The organism is Pilimelia anulata (assembly GCF_014647895.1).
Classification (GTDB): domain Bacteria; phylum Actinomycetota; class Actinomycetes; order Mycobacteriales; family Micromonosporaceae; genus Pilimelia; species Pilimelia anulata.
In genome coordinates this window covers 156,029-180,386 of record NZ_BMQB01000010.1, presented here as the reverse complement: position 1 = coordinate 180,386, position 24,358 = coordinate 156,029, and the positions used below count along the sequence as shown (strand labels likewise).

At 76.4% G+C, this 24,358-nt stretch carries 22 protein-coding genes, 1 tRNA gene and 1 pseudogene; 16 read left to right on the top strand and 8 right to left on the bottom strand.

Annotated features, from left to right (window positions below):
- Window positions 1-7 precede the first annotated feature (7 nt).
- Window positions 8-355: a PIN domain-containing protein gene (locus IEY94_RS19930; protein WP_189171750.1), complete on the bottom strand. Its 348-nt coding sequence runs from the start codon at window positions 353-355 to the stop codon at window positions 8-10.
- Between the two features lie 77 nt (window positions 356-432).
- Here IEY94_RS19930 and IEY94_RS19925 point away from each other — a divergent pair, with 77 nt between their 5' ends.
- Window positions 433-810 carry a VOC family protein gene (locus tag IEY94_RS19925; RefSeq protein ID WP_189171749.1) on the top strand — a complete coding sequence of 126 codons (378 nt, stop codon included), beginning with the start codon at window positions 433-435 and terminating at the stop codon, window positions 808-810.
- A gap of 90 nt (window positions 811-900) precedes the next feature.
- Here IEY94_RS19925 and IEY94_RS19920 read toward each other — a convergent pair whose 3' ends face one another.
- The 4 genes from IEY94_RS19920 to IEY94_RS19905 form a co-directional block, all read right to left on the bottom strand.
- Window positions 901-1,674: an energy-coupling factor ABC transporter ATP-binding protein gene (locus IEY94_RS19920; RefSeq protein WP_189171748.1), complete on the bottom strand. Its 774-nt coding sequence runs from the start codon at window positions 1,672-1,674 to the stop codon at window positions 901-903.
- Between the two features lie 89 nt (window positions 1,675-1,763).
- On the bottom strand, window positions 1,764-2,507 hold the full coding sequence (cbiQ, locus tag IEY94_RS19915; protein ID WP_189171747.1) for a cobalt ECF transporter T component CbiQ: 744 nt from the start codon (window positions 2,505-2,507) through the stop codon (window positions 1,764-1,766).
- The gene (locus tag IEY94_RS19910; RefSeq protein ID WP_189171746.1) at window positions 2,504-2,830 is read right to left on the bottom strand and encodes a PDGLE domain-containing protein; all 327 of its coding nucleotides are present in this window, start codon (window positions 2,828-2,830) and stop codon (window positions 2,504-2,506) included. The genes cbiQ and IEY94_RS19910 overlap by 4 nt, the downstream gene beginning before the upstream one ends.
- On the bottom strand, window positions 2,827-3,528 hold the full coding sequence (locus IEY94_RS19905; protein ID WP_189171745.1) for an energy-coupling factor ABC transporter permease: 702 nt from the start codon (window positions 3,526-3,528) through the stop codon (window positions 2,827-2,829). The genes IEY94_RS19910 and IEY94_RS19905 overlap by 4 nt, the downstream gene beginning before the upstream one ends.
- Before the next feature lie 127 nt (window positions 3,529-3,655).
- Between IEY94_RS19905 and bcp the strand changes: the two genes are divergently transcribed.
- The 6 genes from bcp (at window position 3,656) to IEY94_RS19875 (ending at window position 11,296) form a co-directional block, all read left to right on the top strand.
- Window positions 3,656-4,132 carry a thioredoxin-dependent thiol peroxidase gene (bcp, locus tag IEY94_RS19900; RefSeq protein WP_189171744.1) on the top strand — a complete coding sequence of 159 codons (477 nt, stop codon included), beginning with the start codon at window positions 3,656-3,658 and terminating at the stop codon, window positions 4,130-4,132.
- Between the two features lie 74 nt (window positions 4,133-4,206).
- A tRNA-Leu gene (locus IEY94_RS19895) sits at window positions 4,207-4,279 on the top strand.
- A gap of 490 nt (window positions 4,280-4,769) precedes the next feature.
- On the top strand, window positions 4,770-7,367 hold the full coding sequence (gene lanKC, locus IEY94_RS19890; protein WP_189171743.1) for a class III lanthionine synthetase LanKC: 2,598 nt from the start codon (window positions 4,770-4,772) through the stop codon (window positions 7,365-7,367).
- A 40-nt stretch (window positions 7,368-7,407) separates the two neighbouring features.
- Window positions 7,408-7,554, top strand: coding sequence for a SapB/AmfS family lanthipeptide (locus IEY94_RS19885; protein ID WP_189171742.1), 147 nt, complete (start codon window positions 7,408-7,410; stop codon window positions 7,552-7,554).
- Between the two features lie 59 nt (window positions 7,555-7,613).
- Window positions 7,614-9,311, top strand: coding sequence for an ABC transporter ATP-binding protein (locus IEY94_RS19880; protein WP_189171741.1), 1,698 nt, complete (start codon window positions 7,614-7,616; stop codon window positions 9,309-9,311).
- Window positions 9,308-11,296 (top strand): ATP-binding cassette domain-containing protein, encoded by a 1,989-nt coding sequence (locus IEY94_RS19875; RefSeq protein ID WP_189171740.1) that lies wholly within the window; start codon window positions 9,308-9,310, stop codon window positions 11,294-11,296. The genes IEY94_RS19880 and IEY94_RS19875 overlap by 4 nt, the downstream gene beginning before the upstream one ends.
- Before the next feature lie 4 nt (window positions 11,297-11,300).
- On the opposite strand, the gene IEY94_RS19870 is transcribed toward IEY94_RS19875, so the two are convergent.
- Window positions 11,301-12,365 (bottom strand): zinc metalloprotease, encoded by a 1,065-nt coding sequence (locus IEY94_RS19870; protein ID WP_189171739.1) that lies wholly within the window; start codon window positions 12,363-12,365, stop codon window positions 11,301-11,303.
- A 352-nt stretch (window positions 12,366-12,717) separates the two neighbouring features.
- Entirely contained in the window at window positions 12,718-13,548 is an 831-nt protein-coding gene (locus IEY94_RS19865; RefSeq protein ID WP_229784272.1) for a S1 family peptidase, read from the bottom strand.
- Between the two features lie 363 nt (window positions 13,549-13,911).
- On the opposite strand from IEY94_RS19865, the gene IEY94_RS19860 reads away from it, so the two are divergent.
- Window positions 13,912-14,775: an AraC family transcriptional regulator gene (locus IEY94_RS19860; RefSeq protein ID WP_189171737.1), complete on the top strand. Its 864-nt coding sequence runs from the start codon at window positions 13,912-13,914 to the stop codon at window positions 14,773-14,775.
- Window positions 14,776-14,856: 81 nt separating this feature from the next.
- On the opposite strand, the gene IEY94_RS19855 is transcribed toward IEY94_RS19860, so the two are convergent.
- Complete coding sequence (locus IEY94_RS19855) at window positions 14,857-15,660, bottom strand: MOSC domain-containing protein (RefSeq protein WP_189171736.1); 804 nt, start codon at window positions 15,658-15,660, stop codon at window positions 14,857-14,859.
- A gap of 199 nt (window positions 15,661-15,859) precedes the next feature.
- Between IEY94_RS19855 and IEY94_RS19850 the strand changes: the two genes are divergently transcribed.
- The 8 genes and pseudogenes from IEY94_RS19850 (at window position 15,860) to IEY94_RS19815 (ending at window position 24,333) form a co-directional block, all read left to right on the top strand.
- Window positions 15,860-16,687, top strand: coding sequence for a MurR/RpiR family transcriptional regulator (locus tag IEY94_RS19850; RefSeq protein WP_189171735.1), 828 nt, complete (start codon window positions 15,860-15,862; stop codon window positions 16,685-16,687).
- Between the two features lie 4 nt (window positions 16,688-16,691).
- Window positions 16,692-18,329 (top strand): annotated as a pseudogene (hutU, locus tag IEY94_RS19845) (urocanate hydratase); the annotation flags it as partial.
- 146 nt (window positions 18,330-18,475) lie between these two features.
- Window positions 18,476-19,660, top strand: coding sequence for an allantoate amidohydrolase (locus tag IEY94_RS19840; RefSeq protein ID WP_189171733.1), 1,185 nt, complete (start codon window positions 18,476-18,478; stop codon window positions 19,658-19,660).
- A gap of 38 nt (window positions 19,661-19,698) precedes the next feature.
- Window positions 19,699-20,964 carry a formimidoylglutamate deiminase gene (locus IEY94_RS19835; protein WP_373291332.1) on the top strand — a complete coding sequence of 422 codons (1,266 nt, stop codon included), beginning with the start codon at window positions 19,699-19,701 and terminating at the stop codon, window positions 20,962-20,964.
- Complete coding sequence (hutI, locus tag IEY94_RS19830) at window positions 20,961-22,118, top strand: imidazolonepropionase (protein ID WP_189171731.1); 1,158 nt, start codon at window positions 20,961-20,963, stop codon at window positions 22,116-22,118. Before IEY94_RS19835 ends, hutI begins: the two co-directional genes overlap by 4 nt.
- Window positions 22,115-23,644, top strand: a complete 1,530-nt coding sequence (gene hutH, locus IEY94_RS19825) for a histidine ammonia-lyase (RefSeq protein WP_189171730.1) — start codon at window positions 22,115-22,117, stop codon at window positions 23,642-23,644. Before hutI ends, hutH begins: the two co-directional genes overlap by 4 nt.
- Window positions 23,645-23,701: 57 nt before the next feature.
- Complete coding sequence (locus IEY94_RS19820) at window positions 23,702-23,989, top strand: hypothetical protein (protein WP_189171729.1); 288 nt, start codon at window positions 23,702-23,704, stop codon at window positions 23,987-23,989.
- A gap of 53 nt (window positions 23,990-24,042) precedes the next feature.
- Entirely contained in the window at window positions 24,043-24,333 is a 291-nt protein-coding gene (locus IEY94_RS19815; protein ID WP_189171728.1) for a ribbon-helix-helix domain-containing protein, read from the top strand.
- The last annotated feature ends 25 nt before the right edge of the window (window positions 24,334-24,358 follow it).

The following is a 24,358-nucleotide window of genomic DNA, read 5'->3' as shown; positions in this document are numbered from 1 at the left end:
GCTGGGTTCACCAGCGGGGCAGCGTGCGCGGGCCGCGGACGGTGGCGCCCAGTTCCGTGACGCGGCGGCGCAGCTCGCGGTCGGCGGTGACCACCGCGCACGGCACGTCCGCCCCGGCGACCACGGCCACGATCGCGTCGTCGCCGGAGCCCGGCGCGGCGACCACCCGCACGTCGTCGGTGCCCGGTACGCCGCGGGCCGCGCCCTCGACCACCAGGACCACCCCGAGGTCGTCGGTGGCGAGCGGGGCGAGCGCGTCGCGCAGCCGGGTGACGGCGCCGGCCCGGTCCCGCCACCAGCCGTCGGGGACGGAGCCGATCGTGTTCGCGGCGTCGACCACCAGCAGTTCCCGCATCCCCCCAGCCTGCCAGGCCCGCCGGACCGCTCGGGCGATCGGGGGCGGGTGTCGGTGGGGTCTGGCAGGATCGGGACATGCTGCGGATCGGTACGACGGTGCTCGGCGTCGCGGACCTCGGTCGGGCGGCCGCGTTCTGGACCGCCGCGCTCGGCTACGTCCCGCGCGACGGCGACGTGGCCGGCGACGACTTCGCGGTGCTCGTACCCGCGGGCGGCGCGGCCGGGCCCGGGCTGGCGCTCATGGTGAGCCGGACGCCGGTGCAGGAGCACCCGCGGGTCCACCTCGACCTGTACGCCGGCGACGCCGCGGACCAGGCCGCCGAGGTGGCCCGCCTGGTCGCCCTCGGCGCGCACCGGGTGGACTGGGACAGCTACCCGCCGGACCCCGACTTCGTGGTCCTGGCCGACCCGGACGGCAACCGCTTCTGCGTGATCGACACCGCCCGCGCCTGACGCGCGCCCACCGACAGGAGCCGAAGCACCTCAACCCTCCGATTGCGTACCTCACCCCATGCTCCCGGTCGCGCCTGCGGCGCTCGCCCGCTACCGCCCCGCCGGGCCGGGGGGCCGGAAGCCGTACGGCAGTTCGAGTCGGTGCGCGGCCAGCAGGTCGGCGTCGGCGAGCAGCTCCCCGGTCGGCCCGTCGGCCGCGACCCGGCCGGCGTCGAGGACGACCGCGCGCGGGCAGAGCTGGTGGGCGTACGGCAGGTCGTGGGTGACCAGCAGCAGCGTCACCGGCAGCCCGGCCAGGATGTCGGCCAGCTCGCGCCGGGCGGCCGGGTCGAGGTTCGCCGACGGCTCGTCCAGCACCAGGACGTCCGGCCGCATCGCCAGGACCGTCGCCACCGCGACCCGGCGGCGCTGGCCCGGCGAGAGCTGGTCCGGGGACCGGTCCCGGTGCTCGGCCATGCCGACCGCGGCCAGGGCCGCGGCCACCCGGTCGGCCAGTTCGGCGCCGCGCAGGCCGAGGTTGGCCGGGCCGAACGCGACGTCCTCGGCGACGGTGGACAGGAAGAGCTGGTCGTCGGGGTCCTGGAAGACGAGGCCGACCCGGCGGCGCACCTCGCGCAGCACCGCGCGGTCCGGGGTGACGGCGAGGTCGCCGATCCGGACGGTGCCGCCCCCGCCGTGCAGGATGCCGTTGAGGTGCAGGACCAGCGTGGTCTTGCCGGCGCCGTTCGGGCCGAGCACGGCGACCCGCTCGCCGGGGTCCAGGGCCAGGTCGACGCCGCGCAGCGCCTCGGCGCCGCCGGGGTACCGGTACCGGAGCCCGCTCACCTCGACCGCCCGCACCCGCGCCACCTCCCCCGCGATCATCGCCCATCCCACCCCGCCGACCCGCGCCACCCCACCACCCGGGCCACCCACCGCCGCCCGCCGGGCCGCCGGGCCGCCGGGCCGCCGGGCTAGTGGATCGCCCAGAGGACCGCGGCCGCGGCCAGGGCCGCCGGGAGCAGGGCCAGCGGCCACTGCCGGGCCGGCGGCCGGGTCCGGTCGGCGTCCGGCGGCCGGCCGGCGTACCCGCGGGCGAGCATCGCCAGGTGCACCCGCTCGCCCCGGCTGTACGCCCGGACGAACAGGGCCCCCACCCCGCGGGCGAAGCCGCGCGCCTGCCACAGCAGCCGCGGGTCGTCGCCGCGGCTGAGCCGGGCGATCCGCATCCGCCGGGCCTCGTCGCGGAGCACGCCGAGGTACCGCAGCATGAACGCCGCGATCTGGGTCAGCACGGGCGGGCAGCGCAGCCGGTCCAGCCCCACGATCAGGTCCGCCGGGGTGGTGCTGGCGGCGAGCAGCAGCGCGGCGAGGACGCCGAGCGTGCCCTCGGCGAGGATGGCCGCCCCGCCGTACAGGCCGTCGACGGCCAGCGGCACCCCGGCGACGGTGACCCGCGGCCCGGCCGCGACGAACGGCAGGAGGACGGCGAACAGCACGAACGGCAGCTCGATCAGCGACCGCCGCAGCAGCCAGCCCGCCGGCACCCGGGCCACCGCCGCGACCGCGGCGACCAGCGCGGCGTGCCCGGCGTACGGCCAGAGGGTGCCGCGCGGGGTGGCCACGACCGCGACGGTGAACGCGACCGCGGCCACGACCTTGACCTGCGGGGCGAGCCGGTGGACCGGGCTCGCCCGCGGCAGGTACAGGCCGGTCACCGGCGGGCGGGCCGCCGGACGAGCCAGAACAGGCCGCCGCCGACGGCGAAGGTGAGCAGGACCCCGCCGATGCCGGCGACCGCGGTACCGAGCCAGGGGTGCACGCCCTCGACCGCGTAGTCGGCGAGCGGCCCGCCGACCTCGTGCGGGCGGGCGGCCCGGGCCATGCAGGCGCCGCCGGTGACCTCCCCGGCGTCGTCCAGGGTGCAGCCGGCGTGCAGGGTGTTGTCCAGGCCGTCCGGGGCGGCCGAGGCGAAGTTGCTGACGAACCCGGCCAGGACCAGCGCGACGGCGAGCCCGCCGAGCAGCAGCACGCGCTTCACGCGGCCGCCCCCGCCGGCTCGGGCAGCGGCCGGCCGCGCAGGGCGTGCACCAGGTCCGGGCGGCTGCGGGCGACCGCGGCGACGGTGACCGCGGTGATCACGCCCTCGCCGACGCCGATGAGCAGGTGCACCCCGGCCATCGTCCCGGCGACCGCGGCGAGGCCGCCGGCCGGGAGCGGGCCGACGCCGCCGAGGGCGTACTGGAGCACGAAGCCCTGGGACGCGACCACGGTGGCGACGACCGCGCCGGCGCCGGCCGCGGCGGCCAGGCCGCCGGCCGTGCGCGGGAGCAGCCGCAGGGCGAGCCGGATGACCAGGTACGCGACCGCGGTGTGCAGCAGGGCCATGTTCGTCACGTTCAGGCCGATCGCGGTGACCCCGCCGTCGGCGAAGACCAGCGCCTGCACCACCAGGACGACCGTCACGCACAGCGCGCCGACCCAGGGGCCGACCAGCGCGGCGGCCAGCGCCCCGCCGAGCAGGTGGCCGCTGACGCCGGGCAGCACCGGGAAGTTCAGCATCTGGACGGCGAAGACGAACGCGGCGACCAGCCCGGCCAGCGGGACGAGCCGGTCGTCCAGGTCGCGCCGGGCCCGGCGCACGCACAGCGCGACGGCGGCCGCGGCGAGGGCGAGGAAGGCGAGCGAGGTCGGTCCGTCGATGATGCCGTTGCCCAGGTGCAGGGCCAGGGTGCGCATGGGCGCCTCCGGGTGGTCGGGGAGCCGCCCGCGGCCGGGTCGCCGCCGCGGTCGGTACCGGTCACCCTACGGCCGCCCCGCGCCGCTGCCAACGCCCCGCGGCGACCGGGCCGGTAAGGTGCGATTCATGACCGAGAACGTACGCCTCAGCCCGGGCGACACCGCGCCGGACTTCACCCTGACCACCGACTCCGGGGCGAAGCTCGCCCTGGCCGACCTGCGCGGCAAGCGGGTCGTCCTGTACGCGTACCCGGCGGCGATGACCCCCGGCTGCACGACCCAGGCGTGCGACTTCCGGGACTCGCTGGCCTCGCTCCGCGGCGCCGGGTACGAGGTCGTCGGCATCTCGCCGGACGAGCCGCCGGCGCTGGCGAAGTTCCGCGACCGGGACGCGCTGACCTTCCCGCTGGTCTCGGACCCGGACAAGGCCGTGCTGACCGCGTACGGCGCGTACGGCGAGAAGAAGCTGTACGGCAAGACGGTCACCGGGGTGATCCGGTCGACGTTCGTCATCGACGAGCAGGGGCTGATCCAGCAGGCGCAGTACAACGTCAAGGCGACCGGCCACGTGGCGAAGCTGCGCCGCGAGCTGGGGCTGGACTGACCCCGCGGGCTCCCCTTGCGACATCCGCGCGCCCTTGCGTGCCCCGGCCCGGCGGCACGTAGGGTGGCGGGCGAGGGGCCGTAGCCCAACGGCAGAGGCACACGGTTTAGGTCCGTGCCAGTGCGGGTTCGACTCCCGCCGGCCCTACGGGCGTCAGGGGCGGTGCGCCGGCGGCGCGCCGCCCTTTCGCGTCCCCGCCCCCGCGTACCGGTCCCTCACGTGCGGCCCTTCACGTGCCGGCCGGGCGCGTACCGGCCGCGCGCGGGCAGCATGATCCATTGCGGACAGTTATCCGCATATCAGGACAGTTTTACCAGTAAACCGGGCTGATCGGTACCGGGCCGCACCCTCGGCGGCTGTCGGTCGTTACTGCCTGTTCGCATTCTCGCCCGGTTTGGTAGACGTGGCGTAACGGTGACCGGGGTCTGACGGTTACTGGTTCCGGGCCGCTTCTGGCGTTCCCGCAGGTCAGGCAATTGCCTTATTTAACTCCCCGTACGCCGAATGGGTGAGATAAGGACATGTAGCTCTATAGGGCGTTGCGTCCACAGAGCAGCCATCGTTTTCCACCGCGGACCCACAAGTTCGGGACAACCGGACGGGCAAGCACTGGACAAACGGAGGAGGCGAGAGCGAAGTGGACGACCGCTACGAACTGTTCTGCGTCGCCGACCGCCTGTTCTTCGACGCGGTGCACGGCACCGACGGGCCCGCCACCGGCTTCCGGGCCGCCGACCGGCCGCTCCCCGCCGGCTGGCGCCGGGAGACCAAGGCCGACTGGCTCGCCTTCGTGCCGCCGGTCCGCCGGGTCCCGGCCCAGGGCTGGAAGGTGCACGCCTCCGCCACCCCGGACAACGCCGAGCGCGTCCTGGCCGTGCTGCTGGACTACTGCCTGCCGCGCGGCATCGAGTGCAAGGTACTGCGCTCGCCGCGGGACCTGTTCCTGCGCAGCTCGAAGTACGCTCCCCGGGGCCACAGCGGCAAGCTGGCCACGATCTACCCGGCGGACGACGCCGAGTGCGCGACCATCCTCAGTGACCTGTCCGGCGCGCTGGACGGCGAGGCCGGGCCGTACATCCTCAGTGACCTGCGGATCGGCGGCGGGCCGCTGTACGTCCGGTATGGCGGGTTCGCCGGCCGGTACTGCGTCGACGGCACCGGCGCGGTCGTGCCGGCCATCGAGAACCCCGACGGCGTGCTGGTGCCGGACCGCCGGGACCCGGTCTTCCGGGTGCCCGAGTGGCTGGCCGTCCCCGACTTCCTGCGGCCGCACCTCGACGCCCGCAACGCGGTGACGACGACCGACGTGCCGTACGCGATCGAGCGGGTCATGCACTTCTCCAACGGCGGCGGCCTGTACCGCGGCCGGGACACCCGGACCGGCGCCGAGGTCGTGCTCAAGGAGGGCCGCCCGTACGCCGGGCTGGACGCCGAGGGCAGCGACGCCGCCACCCGGGTCGGGGTCGAGCACGCGTTCCTCAGCAAGCTGGCCGGCTCCCCGGGCATCCCCGCGGTGTACGACCTGTTCGAGATCGGCGAGCACCGGTTCCTGGCGATGGAGTACGTGCCGGGCGTGCCGCTGAACAAGGAGGTCGTCGCCCGGCACCCGATGGTGCACGACGGCGACGACGCCGCCCGCCGCGAGTACACCCGCTGGGCGCTGTCCATCCTCGACCGGGTCGAGCAGGCCGTGTGCGCGATGCACGACCGCGGCGTCGTGTACGGCGACCTGCACCTGTTCAACGTCATGGTCCGGCCCGACGACACCGTCGCGCTGCTGGACCTGGAGGTGGCCAGCCTCGTCGCCGACAACCGGCGGCCCGGCCTCGGCAACCAGGGCTTCGCCCCGCCGCGCGGGGTCCGGGGCAGCGACCTGGACCGGTACGCCCTCGCTTGTCTGCGGCTGGCCGTGTTCCTGCCGCTGACCCAGCTCCTCTGGCTCTCCCCGGCGAAGGCCGCGCACCTGGCGGAGATCATCGCCGCGAACTTCCCGGTCGGCCGCGACTACCTCGACGAGGCGGTCGAGACGATCGAGCGGCTCGCCGGCCCGTACGCCCCGCCGGAGACCCGGGCGCCGGCCGACGGCCTCGGCCCCGCCGACTGGCGGGTGTCGGACCGTTGGATTCCGGCCCGCGACGCATTGGCGCGTGCCATTCTGACCAGCGTGAGCCCGCACCGCGCGGACCGGCTCTTCCCCGGCGACATCCAGCAGTTCGACGAGGGCGGGCTCGGTCTCGCCCACGGCGCCGCCGGCGTGCTGTACGCGCTGGAGGCCACCGGTGCGGGGCGGTACGCCGAGGGCGAGGAGTGGCTGCTGCGCGGCGCCCGCCGGGCCGGCACCGGGACAATGATCGGACTGTACGACGGACTGCACGGGGTGGCGTACACGCTGGACCGACTCGGCCATGCCGACGCGGCCCGGGCGGTGCTCGACCGCTGCCTCGACACGGACTGGCGCGGGCTCGGCAGCGACCTGTACGGCGGGCTGGCCGGCGTCGGCCTCAACCTCGCCCACTTCGCCGACCGCACCGGCGACGCGGCGCTGCGCGCCGCCGCCCGGGACGCGGCCGACCTGGTCGCCGAGCGGCTCGGCCCGGTGGACGGCGTGCCGGAGGTCAGCGGGGGCAAGCACCCGTACGCCGGCCTGTTCCACGGCGGCGCCGGCGCGGCCCTGCTGCTGCTGCGGGCGTACGACGACACCGGCGACAAGGCGTACCTCGACGCGGCCGGGGTCGCGCTCCGGCAGGACCTGCGCCGGTGCAAGCGCGACGCGACCGGCGACCTGGTGGTCAACGAGGGCTGGCGGACCATGCCGTACCTCGGCCGGGGCAGCGTCGGCATCGGCCTGGCGCTGGAGCGGTACCTCGACCGGTGCCCCGACGAGGAGCTGGCGGCCGCCGCGGCGGCGATCCACCGGGCGGCGCGGTCCCCGCTGTACGTCCAGTCGGGTTTGTTCGCCGGCCGCGCGGGCATCGCGTATTACCTGGCCGACCGGCGCGCGGTCACCGGCGGGGCCGAGCCCGCGCTGGCCGACCAGGTGCGCGACCTCGGCTGGCACGCCCTGCCGTACGGCGGCGGCATCGCCTTCCCGGGCGAGCAGCTCCTCCGGCTCTCCATGGACCTGGCCACCGGTACGGCCGGCGTCCTGCTCGCGATCGGCGCGGCGCACCACGACCGCCCGGTCCACCTACCGCTGCTGGCGCCGCCGGCACGGTCCACAGGCACCGCGCCATAAGGGCGCGGTTGGTAAGCACATTTGTCAAAGGGAGTGTGAAATGGCTCTTCTGGACCTCCAGGCCATGGAGCTGTCGGGCTACGGCGACGGCGACGGCCACGGCGGCTGGGGTCACGGCGGGTTCAACAGCCGCGCCAGCCTGCTGCTGTGCGGCGACAGCTCGCTCAGCGTGACCACCTGCAACTGACGTTGCAATCGCGGTCCCGGTCGGCACATACCGACCGGGACCGCGGTGCGTCCACCCCGATGCGGATCCACCGCCCCGCGCGCGCGTCGCTGGTGATCATGGCCGCCTGTGCGGCCGCACAGGTCGCCGGCCAGTTGACGCTGCCCACTCTCCTCGGCCGGACCGTCGACGGCATCGTCGGCGGCACCGACAGCACCCGCTGGCTCACCCTCACCGGCGCCCTCGTCGCCGCCCTCGTCCTCGTCGCGCTGCTGGACACGTACGTCGGCAGCCGGTACCTCGCCGCCCGGACCGCCACCCTGCGCCACCTCGTCGTCTCGCACGTGCTCCGGCTCGGCCCCCGCGGCGCCGCCGGCTTCGCCACCGGCGACCTGGTCAGCCGCGTCGCCGCCGGCGCCGCCGACGCCGCCCGGGCCGGCCCGGCCACCGTCGGCGTCCTGGTCGGCGTCCTGCCCCCGCTCGGCAGCCTCGGGCTGCTCGCCTGGATCGACGGCTGGCTGGCCGCCGCGTTCCTCGGCGGGCTGCTGCTCGCCGCCGGTGTGCTCACCGCGTTCACCCGGCGCAACGCCACGATCCTCACCGACTACCAGCGGGTCCAGGGTGGACTGGCCGCCCGGCTGACCGAGGCGCTGGGCGGGGTCCGGACCATCGCCGCCGCCGGTACGGGCGACGAGGAGCAGCGCCGCGTCCTCGCCCTGCTCCCCCCGCTGCGCGGCCACGGCCGGCTCACCTGGCAGGTGGTGGCCCGGGCGACGGCGCAGGCCGCCATCGTCGGGCCGGTGATCGAGGTGGTCGTGCTGGCCGCCGCCGGCTGGGCGCTGCTGGACGGGCGGATCACGCCGGGCGAGCTGTTCGCCGCCCACCAGTACGCGGTGCTCGGCGCCGGGCTGGGCGGGGTGACGGCCGCGCTGAACGGGCTGGCCCGGGCCAAGTCGGGGACGCGGCGCACCCGCGAGGTGCTGCACGCGCCGGCCCTGCCGTACGGGACAGGGGTCCTGCCGACCGCGGCCGGCGCGGACCCGGCGGCCGGCGCGGGGCGCGACGCCGCGGCCGGGGCGGGCGGCGGGGCCGTGGAGTTCCGCGGGGTCGCGCTGCACGACGGGTCGCGGACGCTGCTGCACCGGTTCGACCTGGCCGTCCCCGCCGGCAGCACGCTGGCCGTCGTCGGCCCGTCCGGGGCCGGCAAGTCGCTGCTCGCCGCCCTCGCCGCCCGGTTGCGCGACCCGGACGAGGGGGCCGTGCTGCTCGACGGCGTACCGCTGCCCGAGCTGTCCGCCGATGCCCTGCGCGCGGCCGTCGGCGGCGCGTTCGAGCGCCCGGTCCTCGCCGGCCGGACCGTCGGCGAGGCGATCGGCCAGGGCGCCGGCCCCGCCCCGGTCGAGGCCGCCGCCCGCCGGGCCAGCGCGCACGAGGTGATCATGCGACTGCCGCACGGGTACGACACGCCGCTGGACGACGCGCCGATGTCCGGCGGCGAGGCCCAGCGCCTCGGCCTGGCCCGGGCGCTCGTCGCCGACCGGGCCGCCGGGCGCCGGCTGCTCGTCCTGGACGACGCCACCTCCAGCCTCGACCTGCTCACCGAGCTGCACGTCGAGCGCGCGCTCGCCGACGGCACCACCCGGCTCATCGTCACCCACCGCGCCGGCATCGCCGCCCGCGCCGACCGGGTCGTCTGGCTCGACGCCGGGCACGTCCGCGGCATCGGGCCGCACCGGGCGCTGTGGGCGGACCCGGCTTACCGGGCGGTGTTCACGTGAGGCGCGAACTGCGCTTCGGCGCGAACCGGCTCGACCGCCGGGTGCTGCGCGGGCTCGCCGGCTGGTCGCTGCCGGAGCTGCTGCCCGCCGCGGTCTCCGGTACGGCCGTCGCCCGCGCCCTCGACGACGGCTTCCTCGCCGGCCGCCCCGGCGTCGGCGTGGCCTGGCTGGCGGCGATCGTCGCGGCCGCGGCGGTGGGCGCGCTGGGCTCCCGGCAGGTGTACCGGCGGCTCGGCGAGCTGGTCGAGCCGTTCCGCGACGACCTGGTCAGCTACGTCGTGCACGGCGCGCTCGCCCGCGGCATCAACGGCCGGCGCGACGACGGCGCGGTCGCCCGGCTCACCCACCAGGTCGAGATCGCCCGGGACACGTACGGCGGCCTGATCATGGTCGTCCGCGGCTTCGCGGTCAGCGTGCTCGGCGCCGTCGCCGGCCTGCTCGCCCTCTCCCCCGCCATCGCGGCGCTGGTGCTGCCGCCGTTCCTGATCGGGCTGGGCCTGTTCGTCGCCACCCTGGGGCTGGCGGCGGCCCGGCACCGGGCGTACGTGGCCACCGACGAGCAGCTCGCCGCCCGGGCCACCGGGGTGCTGCGGGGCGTCCGCGACGTCACCGCCACCGGCTCCGCCGGCTTCGCCACCGCGCTGGTCGACGAGCCGGTCGCCGCGCAGGCCGCGGCCGAGCGGGCGCTGGCCAACGTCGCCCTGCTCCGGGTGCTCTGCCAGGCCGTCGGCGGGTGGGGGCCGCTGGTCGTCCTGCTCGCCGCCAGCCCGCGGCTGGCCGCCGGCGGGCTCAGCGCGGGCGCGCTGCTGGGCGGCCTGACGTACGTGGCGTCGGCGCTGCAACCCGCGCTGAACCAGCTCATCAGCGGGCTGGGCAGCGCCGGCCTGCGGTTCGTCGTCACCGTCGGCCGGCTGCTGGAGGCCAGCGTCGCCGAGGACGCCCGCGGCGTCAGCCCGGCCGCGGGCCGCCCGGTCCGCGGCCGGGTCCCGGTCGCGGACGCGCTCCGGCTGCCCGCCCCCGCCGACCCCGGCCACCTGACCGCGGCCGGTCTGACCTTCGCGTACGGGCCGGGGGCCGCGCCGGTGCTGCGCAACCTGCACCTCACCGTCGCCCGCGGCGACCACCTGGCCGTCGTCGGGCCCAGCGGGATCGGCAAGTCCACCCTCGCCGGCCTGCTCTGCGGCATGCTCACCCCCGACGCCGGCACGGTCCGGATCGGCGGCGTCCCCATCGGCCACCTCGCCCCGTCGGACCTCGCCACCCGCCGGGTGCTGATCCCGCAGGAGGCGTACGTCTTCGCCGGCTCGGTCTGGGCCAACCTGACGTACCTGCGCCCGCACGCCGAGAAGTCCGAGGTGGTCGCCGCCGCGGAGGCGGTCGGGTCGCGCGGGCTGGTCGAGCGGCTCGGCGGCTGGCGGGCGCCGCTGGACCCCGGCCCGCTGTCGGCGGGCGAGCGGCAGCTCATCGCGCTGACCCGGGCGTACCTGTCGCCGGCCGGGCTGGCGGTGCTGGACGAGGCCACCTGCTACCTGGACCCGGCGGCCGAGCGGCGGGCCGAGGAGGCGTTCGCCGCCCGGCCTGGGGCGGTGGTGATCGTGGCGCACCGGGTCAGCTCGGCGCTGCGGGCCAAGCGGGTGCTGGTGCTGGACGGGGTGAGCGCGGTCGCCGGCGACCACGACACGGTGGTGGCGCGGTCGCCGCTGTACCGGGAGCTGCTGGGGTACTGGAGCGCGGAGCCGCACGCGGCCGGCGCGCCGCCCGCGGCCGGGGTGGCTCGGGGCGGCGGCGGGGCCATGGTCGGGGTGGCCGCGGTGCGGGCGCGCGGCGACGCGGCGATCACGATGCGGCTGCCCCCGGTCGCTCCGGTCGGCGTCGCGTCGGCGGCCGGGGGCGTCGCTCCCGGTGGCGCGCCGGCGGGGGGCGCGGTGGCCGGGGGCGCGGGGTCGGACGGCGGGGGTACCACCGTCCTCGCCCGCGACGGGTGACCCGTCAGCCCCGGTACGCGCGCCAGTGGTCGGCCATCCGCGCCCGCTGCCCCGGCGTGAACTCCGTCATGCACGGGTCGGTGCCGTAGTCCAGGTAGTTGTGGATCGGGTCGGCGCCGGCCTGGTCCGGGCAGGTGTCCTTGCCGGCCGGGCAGCCCGACGACGGCGTCGCCTGCGCCGGGGTGTCGACGACCTCGTCCCCGCCGCCGGTGCACGACTCGCCCTGGAACGTGTGGTACAGCCCCAGCCAGTGCCCGACCTCGTGGGTCGCGGTGAGCCCGAGGTTGTACTGGTCGTACGTCCCGCCCGGCAGCGTCTCCGAGGCGAGCTTGACGCCGTCCAGCTTGCCCGCGCCGTCGAACGGGAACGTGGCCTGGCCCAGCTCGTACGGCGCCAGCGGGCCGACGTAGATGTTCAGCGCGCCCATGTCCCCGGCGTGCAGGATCGGGCGCATGAGCGCGTCCTGCTCGTCGCCCATCGGTACCCAGGCGGGGTTCTCGGTCCGGGTGATCCGCTTCAGCGCGAACGTGAACGGCGCCGCCGCGCCGCCGCGCCCGCCGGCGAAGGTGTCGTTCAGGACGTCGATCTGGTCGATCAGCATCCGCTCCGGGAGGTTGCCGCCCTCCCGGCTGGCGTCCTTGCTGATCACGTGCAGGTACGTCGGGATGACCGCCGGGGCGGCCGGGCGCGGGCCGGCGGCGCGCAGCCGGGCCCGCAGGTCGGCGGCGTGCCGGGCGGCCTCGGCGGCCCCGACCACGCGCGTGTCCCGCGGCACGGCCCGCCGGTGCTCCCCGATCCCGGGCCGGGCCCGGTCGGTGTCGTGGCGGTGGCCGGCGGTGCGGCCGGTCGGGTGGGTGCGGCGGGTGCCGTGGTAGTGGTGGGCGGCGGTGCGGGCGGTCGGGTGGGCGGCGGTGCTCGGGTGGGCGGGTTCGTCGGCGCAGTGCGCGGCGCCGGCCGGGCCGGCGGTGGCGACCGTGCCGGGGGTGGTCGCGCCGGCGGGGGTCGGCGCGAGGAGGGTGAGCAGGACGCTGGCGGCGGACGCCAGGGTGGAGCGGACGCGGGGCGTCATGTGGCGACTCCGAACGTGGGAGGGGTACGTCGTGGAATTGCCCCGGGGCGCCCACCACCGCCGCTGCCGGTCGGGAGTGGACAGCGACCGACACTAATGGACCCACCACCCGCGCGCCACCCCGAACACGAACCAACCTCACACGAACCGCGCCGCCACGAAAAGGGGGTCGGGCACCCCGCGCCCGGCGCGCAGAATGCCCGACCCCGTCCACCCCCGCTCGCCGCACCGGGCGGACGGGGTCGGGTACCGAACGGACGGCATCAGGGGTACCCGACCCCATCCCCACGGTGCAGTGCAGCGGGAGTTCGCGCGGGCGGGGCGGCGGCGTGGGGCGCCGCCCCGCCCGGTCTCAGCGGGTGGCCGGCTGCTGGCCGCCCAGCTCCGTGACGGCGGCGCGGATCTGCTTCAGGAACGCGCTCACCTTCGTGTAGTGGCCGGGCTCGCCGGGCCGGGCGCAGCCGACGCCCCAGCTCGTGATGCCGACCTGGACCCAGCCGGCGCCGTCGCGCGCCACCAGCGGCCCGCCGGAGTCGCCCTGGCAGGTGTCGACGCCGCCCTTGTCGTAGTCGCCCGCGCAGATCTCCACCGCGGGCGTGGGCTGGCAGCGCGCCGCCGGGACGTGCGGCAGGTCCACCTCCAGCAGCACCGGCGAGACGCTGCCGTTCTCCTTCGTCAGCCCCCAGCCCATCGCCCGGAACGGCCCGCGCTCGTCGGCGCCCGCGTCCCGCGGCAGGGCCGGGTACGTGGAGCCGGTGTACGGGGTGTCCAGCTTGACCACCGCCCAGTCGCCCTTGTTGGTGCCGCCCCCGGTCTTGTACTTCGTACCGCGGCGGACCTGGCCGGCGCCCTGGGCGTCCGCCCAGCGGACCTTGCCGATGTGCGCGTCCACCCGGACGACCTTCCGGTCGTCGGTGCAGTGCTCGGCGGTGAGGACGATGTCCGGCGACAGCAGGGTGCCGCCGCAGCTGTAGGACTCGCCGCCCGCGGTGCTCAGGTGCAGGTTGGCCATCCACGGGTACGCGCCCGCCGCCGACGGCCGGCCGCCGACGATCCGCCCCTGCCCGGGGTCGGCCGGGGCCGGGCCGGCCGGGGTGGGGTCGGCGAACGCGGCGGGCGCCGCCGCGGTCGCGGCGAGGAGGGCGGCGGTCGCGGCCAGGGTGGCGAGGACGGGGCGCTGCACGGCGACTCCAGGGGGGGTGGCGGGGCTGGCCGGGACAGCCGTGAACGGGGTGGACGACATGATGGTTCGCCACAAACATGTGTGTCGATTTTTGCAATCAGCGTCATCCAAAATCACACCTGTTCACCGAACATCGTGATCAGCATCCCACCACCGTTTGCTGGGAATACTCGATCACTTGGGTTCACTCGTCGCGTGTGGACAAGTTTTCACACGTGGAAGTGTGTAGAGAAGTCGCCGCCCGGACAGCAGAATGGAATGCCACCAAAACGCCCAGCGGTACCCGACCGGATCGGGCACGGAAGGTCGGGTGCGGCACCCCGGCGCCGCGGCAGCATGGGGGTACGACGGAAGGAGCGGCGCGTGCTGGACCGGCTGAACGAGGCCATGGCGTACATCGAGGAGCACCTCGACGACCGGATCGACGGCGCGGAGCTGGCCCGGATCGCGGCCACCTCCGAGTACCACCTGCGCCGGCTGTTCTCGGCGCTGGCCGGGATGCCGCTGTCGGAGTACGTCCGCCGGCGCCGGCTGACCGTCGCCGGGGCGCACGTGCTCACCGGGGACGCGACGCTGCTGGACCTCGCGGTGCGGTACGGGTACGGCTCGGCCGAGGCGTTCGCCCGGGCGTTCCGCGCGGTGCACGGCGTCGGCCCCGGCGAGGCCCGCCGGACCGGGGCCGCGCTGCGGGCCCAGCCGCTGCTCTCCTTCCGCCTCACCGTCGAAGGGAGCGAGCGCATGCGGTACCGGGTGGTCGAACGGGAAGCGTTCCGGGTGGTGGGCTGCCGGGCCCGCGTCCCGCTGGTGCACGAGGGGATGAACCCGGCCATCGCGGACTTCATCCGCGCGATCGAGCCGGCGACGCTGGACGTCCTGAGGGGGCTGTCCGACCGGGAGCCGCGCGGCATCGTCGGCGTGACCGACAACCTGGCGCCGGACCGGGCGGAGGGCTCCGGGCTGGACTACTACCACGGGGTCGTGACCGGCGCCGACGCGCCGGCGGGGCTGGCGGCGCTGGCGGTGCCGGCGGGGGCGTGGGCGGTGTTCGAGAGCGCGGGCGAGTTCCCGCGGGCGCTGCAGTACCTCTGGCGGGACGTGTACACGCAGTGGTTCCCGGCCAACCCGTTCCGCAGCCGGCCGGGTCCGGAGATCCTGCGCACGGCGGTGGCGCCCGGCGGCGCGACGGCCGAGGCCGAGCTGTGGATCCCGGTCGAGCCGATTCCCTGAGGTTCGCGCACCGACCGCCGGTGCGCCCGCACTGGTGGCGCGGACCGCGCAAGCTGCGGCGGATGGGTGGTGGCGGCGGGGTCAGGTCACCGTGATCGGGTCGCCCACCGCCACCGTTCCCGGCCGCTCCGGGATCAGGTGGGTGGCGAACAGCACGCCGCCGTCGACCGTCCGCCGGGCGGCGAGCGTACGCAGGACCGCCGGCGACCGCTCCCCCGACTCCTGGTCGGTGTTGACCACCACGCAGCGGGCGGCCGGCTTCGCCACCCGGAACAGCACCGGACCGACGCTGACCCGGCGGCCGGGCCACTCGTCCTCGGCCCAGGCGGGCGCGCCGGCCACGACGAGGTTGGGGCGGAACCGGTGGATCGGTACCGGCGGGTGCCCGTCCTCGGCCAGCCACTCGTGCAGCGCGGCCAGCGAGGCGAGGTTGGCGACCGTGACCGGGCAACTGTCGGCGAAACTGACCGTCTCCCCCGGCCGGGCGCCGGCCGTGGTCATCTCGCGCCGGGTGGGATCGTCGCCGTACGACAGGTGGGCCGGGCGGCCCAGCACCCGCCCGAGCCAGGCGTCCGCGACCGGGCCCGCCGGGGTGGCGGCGACGGTGGACTGCCAGACGGTGACGGCCCGGTCGGCCGGCACGCGCGGGTACGGCACCCGCAGGTCGGGGTGGCCGGGCGCGCGCAGCACGAGCCCACCCGGGTACGGCTCGGGGCGGACCAGCGCGAGCCGGGCGTCCTTGCGCTGGCTGAGGAAGCCGCCGGCCGGGTCGGTGATCAGCCACCGGCGGTCGCCGGCGAGGCCCCACGGCTCGACCTCGGCGCGGGCGTGCTCGACCCGGTAACCACCCTTGATCGGGTACGTGTGAATCCCCGCCAACCGCACCCGCCGATCGTCCCACGCCCCCGCCACCCGCCCCCACCCGACCACCGCGCATGCGGCGGTGGCCCCGAAGCCGGCGACACTGAGGCACCAGCGCCGGCCGGCCAGCGGCGAGCCCGGCGGCAACGGCAGCGGCCGGCGGCGATCAGCGGGATCGGTCGGGCCCTGGCGCCATGAATGGGATTATGCATAGAGTGTCGGCGTGAATGAGAATGCGATCAACGCCCTGTGGCGCGGCGTCCGCCTGACGCCCACCCAGCGGCGGATCGCGCACGTGCTCGCCGCCGAGCCCGGTGCCGCCGCCTTCCTCTCCGCCGGCGAACTCGCCGAGCGGGCCGGCGTCAGCCAGCCGTCGGTGACCCGGTTCGCGGTCGCGCTCGGCCTCGACGGGTACCCCGCGCTGCGCCGCCGGCTGCGCGACCTCGCCGTCGACGCCCCCCGCCCGCCGGTGGCCGACGGCCCGTGGCAGGCCGCGGTCCGGGCCGAGCGGGAGAACCTGGACCGGCTCGCCGACGCCCTGCGCGACCCGTCCGCCGTGGCCCGGGCCGGGGAGCTGCTGGCCGGGTCGGCGCCGCTGCTGGCCCTCGGGCTGCGGACGGCGGCGCCGCTGGCCGCGTACGTCGGGTACTTCGGCCGCAAGGTGCACGCCGACGTCCGCGTGCTCGACCACGCCGGCAGCCAGCTCGACGACGCGCTGGAGCAGGGCCGGGACGCCGGGGCCACGGCGCTGCTGGCGATCGTGCTGCCGCGGTACCCGCGCGAGGCGATCGACGCCATGCGCGCCGCCCGGGCGGCCGGGCTGCGGGTCGTCGCGATCACCGACTCGCCGGTGTCGCCGGCCGTCGAGCACGCCGATGTCGCGCTGGTCGCGGCGGTGGGTACGGATCTGGTGTTCGACGTACACGCCGCGCCGCTGGCGTTGACGATGGTGCTGCTGCAGGCCGTCTGCGACGCCGGGGGCGAGCGGGCCCAGGCCCGGTTGGAAGCGTTCGACGCGTCGGCCCACCGGCGCGGCATCTTCGTGAGCTGAAGGAGTGACCATGACCGTCCGCGCCCCGCACGGCCGCACGCTCACCGCGCGCGGTTGGCCGCAGGAGGCCGCCCTGCGCATGCTCATGAACAACCTGGACCCGGACGTCGCCGAGCGCCCCGACGACCTGGTGGTCTACGGCGGTACCGGGAAGGCGGCCCGGGACTGGCCGTCGTACCACGCGATCGTCCGCGAGCTGACCGACCTACGCGCCGACGAGACGCTGCTGGTGCAGTCCGGCCGGCCGGTGGGCGTGCTGCGCACGCACGAGTGGGCGCCGCGGGTGCTCATCGCGAACAGCAACCTGGTCGGCGACTGGGCCACCTGGCCGGAGTTCCGCCGGCTCGAGGCGCAGGGCCTGACGATGTACGGGCAGATGACCGCCGGATCGTGGATCTACATCGGCACCCAGGGCATCCTGCAGGGCACGTACGAGACGTTCGCCGCGGTCGCGGCCAAGCGGTTCGGCGGGACGCTGGCCGGCACGCTCACGCTGACCGCCGGCTGCGGCGGGATGGGCGGCGCCCAGCCACTCGCGGTGACGATGAACGACGGCGTCTGCCTGATCGTGGACGTGGACGGCACCCGGCTGCGCCGCCGGGTGGAGAACCGGTACCTGGACGAGATCGCCGACTCCCTCGACGACGCCGTCGCCCGGGTGACCGCGGCGAAGCGGGACCGGCGGGCGCTGTCGGTCGGCGTGGTCGGCAACGCCGCCACGGTCTTCCCGGAGCTGCTGCGCCGCGGCGTGGAGATCGACATCGTCACCGACCAGACGAGCGCGCACGACCCGCTGTCCTATCTGCCCGAGGGCATCGAACCCGGCGACGCGCCGGACTACGCGGCGCGCAAGCCGGAGGAGTTCACCGACCGGGCGCGGGCGGCGATGGCCAAGCACGTCGCGGCGATGGTCGGCTTCCTCGACGCGGGCGCCGAGGTGTTCGACTACGGCAACTCGATCCGGGACGAGGCGCGGCTGGGCGGGTTCGACCGGGCGTTCGCCTTCCCGGGCTTCGTGCCGGCGTACATCCGGCCGCTGTTCTGCGAGGGCAAGGGGCCGTTCCGCTGGGCGGCGCTGTCCGGCGACCCGGCCGACATCGCCGCCACGGACCGGGCGATCCTCGACCTGTTCCCGGACAACGAGCAGCTCGCCCGGTGGATCCGGCTGGCCGGCGAGCGGGTGGCGTTCCAGGGGCTGCCGGCGCGGATCTGCTGGCTGGGGTACGGCGAGCGGGATGTGGCCGGCGTCCGGTTCAACGAGATGGTGGCCGCCGGCGAGGTGGCCGCGCCGATCGTGATCGGCCGCGACCACCTGGACTGCGGGAGCGTGGCCTCGCCGTACCGGGAGACCGAGGCGATGGCCGACGGCTCCGACGCGATCGCGGACTGGCCGCTGCTCAACGCGCTGGTCAACACCGCGTCGGGCGCGTCCTGGGTGTCGCTGCACCACGGCGGCGGGGTCGGCATCGGCCGGTCGCTGCACGCCGGGCAGGTGTGCGTGGCGGACGGGACGCCGCTGGCCGGCGAGAAGATCGCCCGGGTGCTGTCCAACGACCCCGGCATGGGCGTGCTGCGGCACGTCGACGCGGGGTACCCGGAGGCGGAGTGGACGGCCGGCGTGCACGGCGTCCGCATCCCGATGCGCGACCGCGCCCCGGCCGACCCCGCCACCCCACCGTCCCCCACCGACGACGCACCCGGCGGCGCGGCAGCCGGCGAAGCGGGGCCGGGTGGCGCGCCGGCCGACCGGTCCGGCCGGGTCAACGGGCACTCGCACGGCGGTGCGGCGTGAGCGACTTCCGCAAGCTCTGGGACGAGCTGGCCCCGATCGGCCGGGACGCCGGCACCGGCGGCTACCTGCGGTACGCGTTCTCCCCGGCCGAGCGGGAGTGCCGCGCCTGGTTCGCCGCGCAGGCCGCGCACCGCGGGCTGGCGCTGGACGAGGACGGCAACGGCAACCTGTTCGCCTGGTGGGGCGACCCGGCCGCCGGCGGCGCGGTCGTCACCGGCAGCCACTTCGACTCGGTGCCGCACGGCGGCGCGTACGACGGGCCGCTCGGCATCGTCAGCGCGTTCCTCGCCGTGGACCTCCTGCGCGAGCGCGGGCACGCCCCGCGGGTGCCGGTCGCGGTGGCCGCGTTCGTCGAGGAGGAGGGCGGCCGGTTCGGCGTACCGTGCCTGGGCTCGCGGCTGCTCACCGGCGCGATCGCCCCGGAGCGGGCGGGCGCGCTGCGCGACCCGGCCGGGGTGAGCTTCGCCGAGGCGCTCGGCGCGGCCCCGGCCGGCGCCCGGCCGGAGCTGGTCGGCCGGATCGGCCACGTGGTCGAGCTGCACGTCGAGCAGGGCCGGGACCTGGTGTACCGGGACGCGGCCGTCGGCGTCGGCACCGCGATCTGGCCGCACGGGCGGTGGCGGGTGGCGCTGTCCGGCGAGCCGAACCACGCCGGCACCACGGCGATGGTCGACCGGCGGGACCCGATGCTCACCGCCGCGTACCTGGTGCTGGCGGCGAACAAGCAGGCCCGGCTGCGCGACGCCCGGGCCACCGTCGGCCGGCTGGCGGTCGCGCCGAACGCCACCAACGCCGTACCGGAGCGGGTCACCGCCTGGCTGGACGCCCGCGCGGCCGACGCCGCCACGCTGACCGCGCTGGTCGACGAGGTGACCGCGCGGGTCGCCGAGCGGGCCGGGCGGGACGGCACCACCGTCGAGTGGACGGCCGAGTCGGTCACCCCGGAGGTCGGCTTCGACCCGGCGCTCGCCGCCCGGCTGGCGGCGCTGCTGGGCGGGGCGCCGCTGCTGCCGACCGCGGCCGGGCACGACGCCGGGGTGCTGTCGGCGCACGTGCCGACGGCGATGCTGTTCGTCCGTAACCCGACCGGTGTCTCCCACTCCCCCGCCGAGACCGCGGCCGACGCCGACTGCGTCGCCGGGATCGCCGCCCTCGCCGACGTGCTGGCGGGCCTCACGTGACGGCCGCCCGCGGCCGGCGCCCGCACGGCCCGGCGTACGTGGCGGCGCACGCGCTGCTGCCCGGCGGTCCGGCCCGGGACGTGCTGGTCGAGGTCGCCGGGGACCGGATCGCCGCCGTCCGCCCCGGCGCCGCCGCCCCGCCGGACGCGATCCGGCTGCCCGGCGTCCTGCTGCCCGGCCTGGCCAACGCCCACTCGCACGCGTTCCACCGGGCGCTGCGCGGCCGGACCGGGCACGTCGGCGGCGACTTCTGGACCTGGCGGGACGCGATGTACGCGGTCGCGCAGCGGCTCGACCCCGACCGGTACCTCGAGCTGGCCACCGCGGTGTACGCCGAGATGGCGCTGGCCGGGATCACCTGCGTCGGCGAGTTCCACTACCTGCACGACGACCCGGACGGCCGCCCGTACGCCGAGCCCGGCGCGATGGGCGACGCGCTGATCGAGGCCGCCGGCCGGGTCGGCATCCGGATCACGCTGCTGGACACGCTGTACCTGACCGCGACCGTCGCCGGCGACCCGCTGGACGGCGTGCAGCGCCGGTTCCACGGCGGCGGCCTGGACGGCTGGCGGGAGCGGCGGGCCGCCGCGGTGCCGCCGCACGCCCGCCGCGGTGCGGCGATCCACTCGGTCCGCGCGGTACCGGCGAGCCTGCTGCCCGAGGTGCGGGCGGCGGTGCGCGGGCCGCTGCACGTGCACCTGTCCGAGCAGCCGGCGGAGAACGCGGCGTGCCTGGCCGCGTACGGCATGACCCCGGCCGCGCTGCTCGCGGCGCACGGCCTGCTCGACCTCGACACCACCGCCGTGCACGCCACCCACCTCACGCCCGGCGACGTGGGCCTGCTCGGCGCCGCCCGGGCCGGGGTGTGCCTGTGCCCGACGACCGAGCGGGAGCTGGCCGACGGCATCGGGCCGGGCCGGGAGCTGGCCGCCGCGGGCGCGCTGCTGTCGCTGGGCTCCGACTCGCACACCGAGATCGATCTGTTCGCCGAGGCGCGCGGGGTGGAGCAGCACGAGCGGCTGCGCACGCTGGCCCGCGGCCACTTCGCGCCGCGCGAGCTGCTCGCCGCCGCCACCGTCACCGGGCACGCGGCCTGCGGCTGGCCGGACGTCGGCCGGATCGCCGTCGGCCAGCGCGCCGACCTGGTCGCGGTCGCGCTGGACACCCCGCGCACCGCCGGCGTCGACCCGGCCGGCATCCTCGCCGCCGCGACCGCCGCCGACGTCGTGGCGACCGTCTGCGGCGGCCGGCTGCTGGACCGCGGCACGCTGCTCGCGTACGTCCGGCGGGGGTGGCGGCCGTGAGCCTGCTCATCGACAACTGCGGCGAGCTGGTCACCTGCGACCCGCGCCGCGGCGACTCCCCGCTCGGGCTGCGGCACGACGCGGCGGTCATCGTCGAGGGCGAGGAGGTGGTGTGGGTGGGCGCCAGCGGCGACGCCCCGGCCGCCGACGCGTACCTGGACGCCGCCGGCCGGGCGGTCCTGCCCGGCTTCGTGGACAGCCACGCGCACCTCGTCTTCGCCGGCGACCGGGCCGCGGAGTTCGGCGCCCGGATGGCCGGCGAGCCGTACACCGGCGGCGGCATCCGGACCACCGTCGCCGCCACCCGGGCGGCCTCCGACGACGCGCTGCGCGCGCACGCCGGCCGGCTGGTCGGCGAGGCGCTGCGGCAGGGCACCACCACGATCGAGATCAAGAGTGGGTACGGGCTCACCGTCGCCGACGAGGAGCGCAGCCTGCGGATCGCCGCCGGGTACACCGACGAGGTCACCTTCCTCGGCGCGCACGTCGTGCCGGCCGGCGCCGACCCGGACGAGTACACGGCGCTGGTCTGCGGCGACATGCTCGCGGCGGCCCGCCCGTACGCGGCGTGGGTGGACGTGTTCTGCGAGCGCGGCGCGTTCGACGCCGAGCAGTCCCGGGCGATCCTCACCGCCGGCCGCGACGCCGGGCTGGGCCTGCGGGTGCACGCCAACCAGCTCGGGCCGGGCCCGGGCGTGCGACTCGCCGTCGAGCTGGGCGCCGCCAGCGCCGACCACTGCACCCACCTGGCCGATGCCGACGTGGCCGCGCTGGCCGGCTCCGACACGGTGGCGACGCTGCTGCCGGGGGCGGAGTTCTCCACCCGGTCGCCGTACCCCGACGCGCGCCGGCTGCTGGACGCCGGCGCGACCGTCGCGCTGGCCACCGACTGCAACCCCGGCTCGTCGTACACCACGTCCATGCCGTTCTGCGTGGCGCTGGCCGTCCGGGAGATGGGCATGACGCCCGCCGAGGCGGTGTGGGCGGCGACCGCCGGCGGGGCGCGGGCGCTGCGCCGCGACGACGTCGGCGTGCTCCGGCCGGGCGCTCGGGCCGACCTGGTCATCCTCGACGCACCCTCGTACCTGCACCTGGCCTACCGGCCGGGCGTACCGCTGATCCACGACGTCATCCGAGCCGGAGAGCCGACATGAGCACCGTGACCGTCACCGCCCATGGGGTCACCCCCGCCGACGTGCGCGCCGTGGCGCGCGGCGACGCCAGGGTGGTGATCGCGCCGGAAGCCCTGGACGCCATGGTGACCAGCCGGTCCATCGTGGACCGGATCGAGGAGTCGGGCAAGCCGGTGTACGGCGTCTCCACCGGCTTCGGCGCGCTGGCCAACACCCCGATCGCGCCGGAGCGCCGGTCCGAGTTGCAGCACGCGCTGATCCGCTCGCACGCCGCCGGGGTGGGCGCGCCGCAGCCGCGCGAGGTGGTCCGGGCGATGATGCTGCTGCGGGTCCGGTCGCTGGCGCTCGGATACTCCGGCGTCCGCCCCGAGGTGGCGCTGGCGCTGGTCGAGCTGCTCAACGCCGACGTCACGCCGTGGGTGCCCGAGCACGGGTCGCTGGGCGCGTCCGGCGACCTGGCGCCGCTGGCGCACTGCGCGCTGGTGCTGCTCGGCGAGGGCTGGGTGCTGACCCCGGCCGGCACCCGGATCGACGGCGGCGAAGCGCTGGCCGCCGCCGGCCTGAAGCCGCTGGTGCTGGCCGCGAAGGAGGGCCTGGCGCTGATCAACGGTACGGACGGCATGCTCGGGATGCTGCTGCTGGCCCTCGGCGACGCCGCCCACCTGTTCACGATGGCCGACATCACCGCCGCGCTGGCGATCGAGGCGATGCTCGGCTCGGACCGGCCGTTCCAGCCGGAGCTGCACGCGATCCGCCCGCACCCCGGCCAGGGCGTGTCCGCGGCGAACATCCACCGGCTGCTCCAGAACTCCCCGGTGATGGACTCGCACCGCGACGACGTGGCGCACGCGGTGCAGGACGCGTACTCGATGCGCTGCGCCCCGCAGGTCGCCGGCGCCGCCCGGGACACCCTGGACTTCGCCGCCGCCATCGCCGACCGCGAGCTGCGCTCGGTGGTGGACAACCCGGTGGTGCTGCGCGACGGCCGGGTGGAGAGCACCGGCAACTTCCACGGCGCCCCGCTGGGCTTCGCCGCCGACTTCCTCGCCATCGCCGCCGCCGAGGTGGGCGCGATCGCCGAGCGCCGGGTGGACCGCCTGCTCGACGTGACCCGCTCCCGCGACCTGCCGCCGTTCCTGTCCCCCGACGCCGGGGTGAACTCGGGCCTGATGATCGCCCAGTACACCGCCGCCGGGGTGGTCGCGGAGAACCGCCGGCTGGCCTCGCCCGCGTCGGTCGACTCGGTGCCGACGTCCGGGATGCAGGAGGACCACGTGTCGATGGGCTGGGCGGCGGCGATCAAGTTGCGCCGGGTCCTGGACAACCTGACCAGCATCCTGGCGGTGGAGCTGATCGCGGCGGTCCGCGGCCTGCAACTGCGGGCGCCCCTGACGCCGTCCCCGGCGGGGCGGGTGGCGATCACGGCCCTGGGCGGCGAACCGGGCCCGGACGAGTACCTGGCCCCGCTGATGGAGCACGCCCGCACCCTGGTCGGCACCACCCCCCTGCGCACGTCCATCGAACGCACCATCGGCGCCCTCGCCTGAGCGGCGCCCTGCCGCCGGCTACTTGTCGCCCGGATTTTTGTCTGACAGAATAGGCGGATGCCACGGGCCAGCTACACGTGGGCGGCCTCGGCTGCCGAGCACGGCATCAGCCGACAGCGGATCAGGTTCGTCATCGAGCGCTGCGGGTTGCCCTTCGCCGTGCCGCCGGAACCACCGGACCGGCCGTTCGAGCGCCTGCTGTTCCTCGGTGACGACCGGGACGGCACGGAGCTCGAAGTCATGGCGGTCGAGATGCTGGATGACAGCCTGTACGTCATCCATGCCATGAAGATGCGGGCCCGCTACCGCAAGCAGTACAGAGAGGCAAAATCATGCCGAAAGTAAAGGATGGGCAGGAAATCACGACCAAGGTCCGGGCGAGGAAGCCCACAGCCGAGGTGACCCGTGACGGGTCGCCACGCGCCAAGGGTGGCGCCCCACTCACGCCCGAAGCCGAGGCCGCGCTGCTCGCCGAGGCGGAGGCCGGCTACGACCCCGCGATCCTCGTACCGCGCAAGGCCCCCGGTCGACCGTCGCTGTCGGCGGGTGGCGGTACCTCGCATCGGATCAACGTGCGCGTGGATGACGAGATCTACGAGGTTCTCCAGCGGGTGGCCCGCGACTCCGGCCGCCGACCCAGCGAACTCGTACGGGAGGTCCTGCGCGCGGCGTACGGGCCGAGGCCATAGCGGAATCCCCCGCGACTCGCCCCGC

Bases quoted from the DNA above. Each gene is read 5' to 3' on its own strand.
- IEY94_RS19870 (WP_189171739.1), bottom strand. From the start codon at position 12,365: ATGACGCCCCGCGTCCGCTCCACCCTGGCGTCCGCCGCCAGCGTCCTG.
- IEY94_RS19925 (WP_189171749.1), top strand. From the start codon at position 433: ATGCTGCGGATCGGTACGACGGTGCTCGGCGTCGCGGACCTCGGTCGG.
- hutH (WP_189171730.1), top strand. From the start codon at position 22,115: ATGAGCACCGTGACCGTCACCGCCCATGGGGTCACCCCCGCCGACGTG.
- IEY94_RS19920 (WP_189171748.1), bottom strand. From the start codon at position 1,674: ATGATCGCGGGGGAGGTGGCGCGGGTGCGGGCGGTCGAGGTGAGCGGG.
- IEY94_RS19820 (WP_189171729.1), top strand. From the start codon at position 23,702: ATGCCACGGGCCAGCTACACGTGGGCGGCCTCGGCTGCCGAGCACGGC.
- IEY94_RS19880 (WP_189171741.1), top strand. From the start codon at position 7,614: ATGCGGATCCACCGCCCCGCGCGCGCGTCGCTGGTGATCATGGCCGCC.
- IEY94_RS19905 (WP_189171745.1), bottom strand. From the start codon at position 3,528: ATGCGCACCCTGGCCCTGCACCTGGGCAACGGCATCATCGACGGACCG.
- IEY94_RS19885 (WP_189171742.1), top strand. From the start codon at position 7,408: ATGGCTCTTCTGGACCTCCAGGCCATGGAGCTGTCGGGCTACGGCGAC.
- bcp (WP_189171744.1), top strand. From the start codon at position 3,656: ATGACCGAGAACGTACGCCTCAGCCCGGGCGACACCGCGCCGGACTTC.
- IEY94_RS19930 (WP_189171750.1), bottom strand. From the start codon at position 355: ATGCGGGAACTGCTGGTGGTCGACGCCGCGAACACGATCGGCTCCGTC.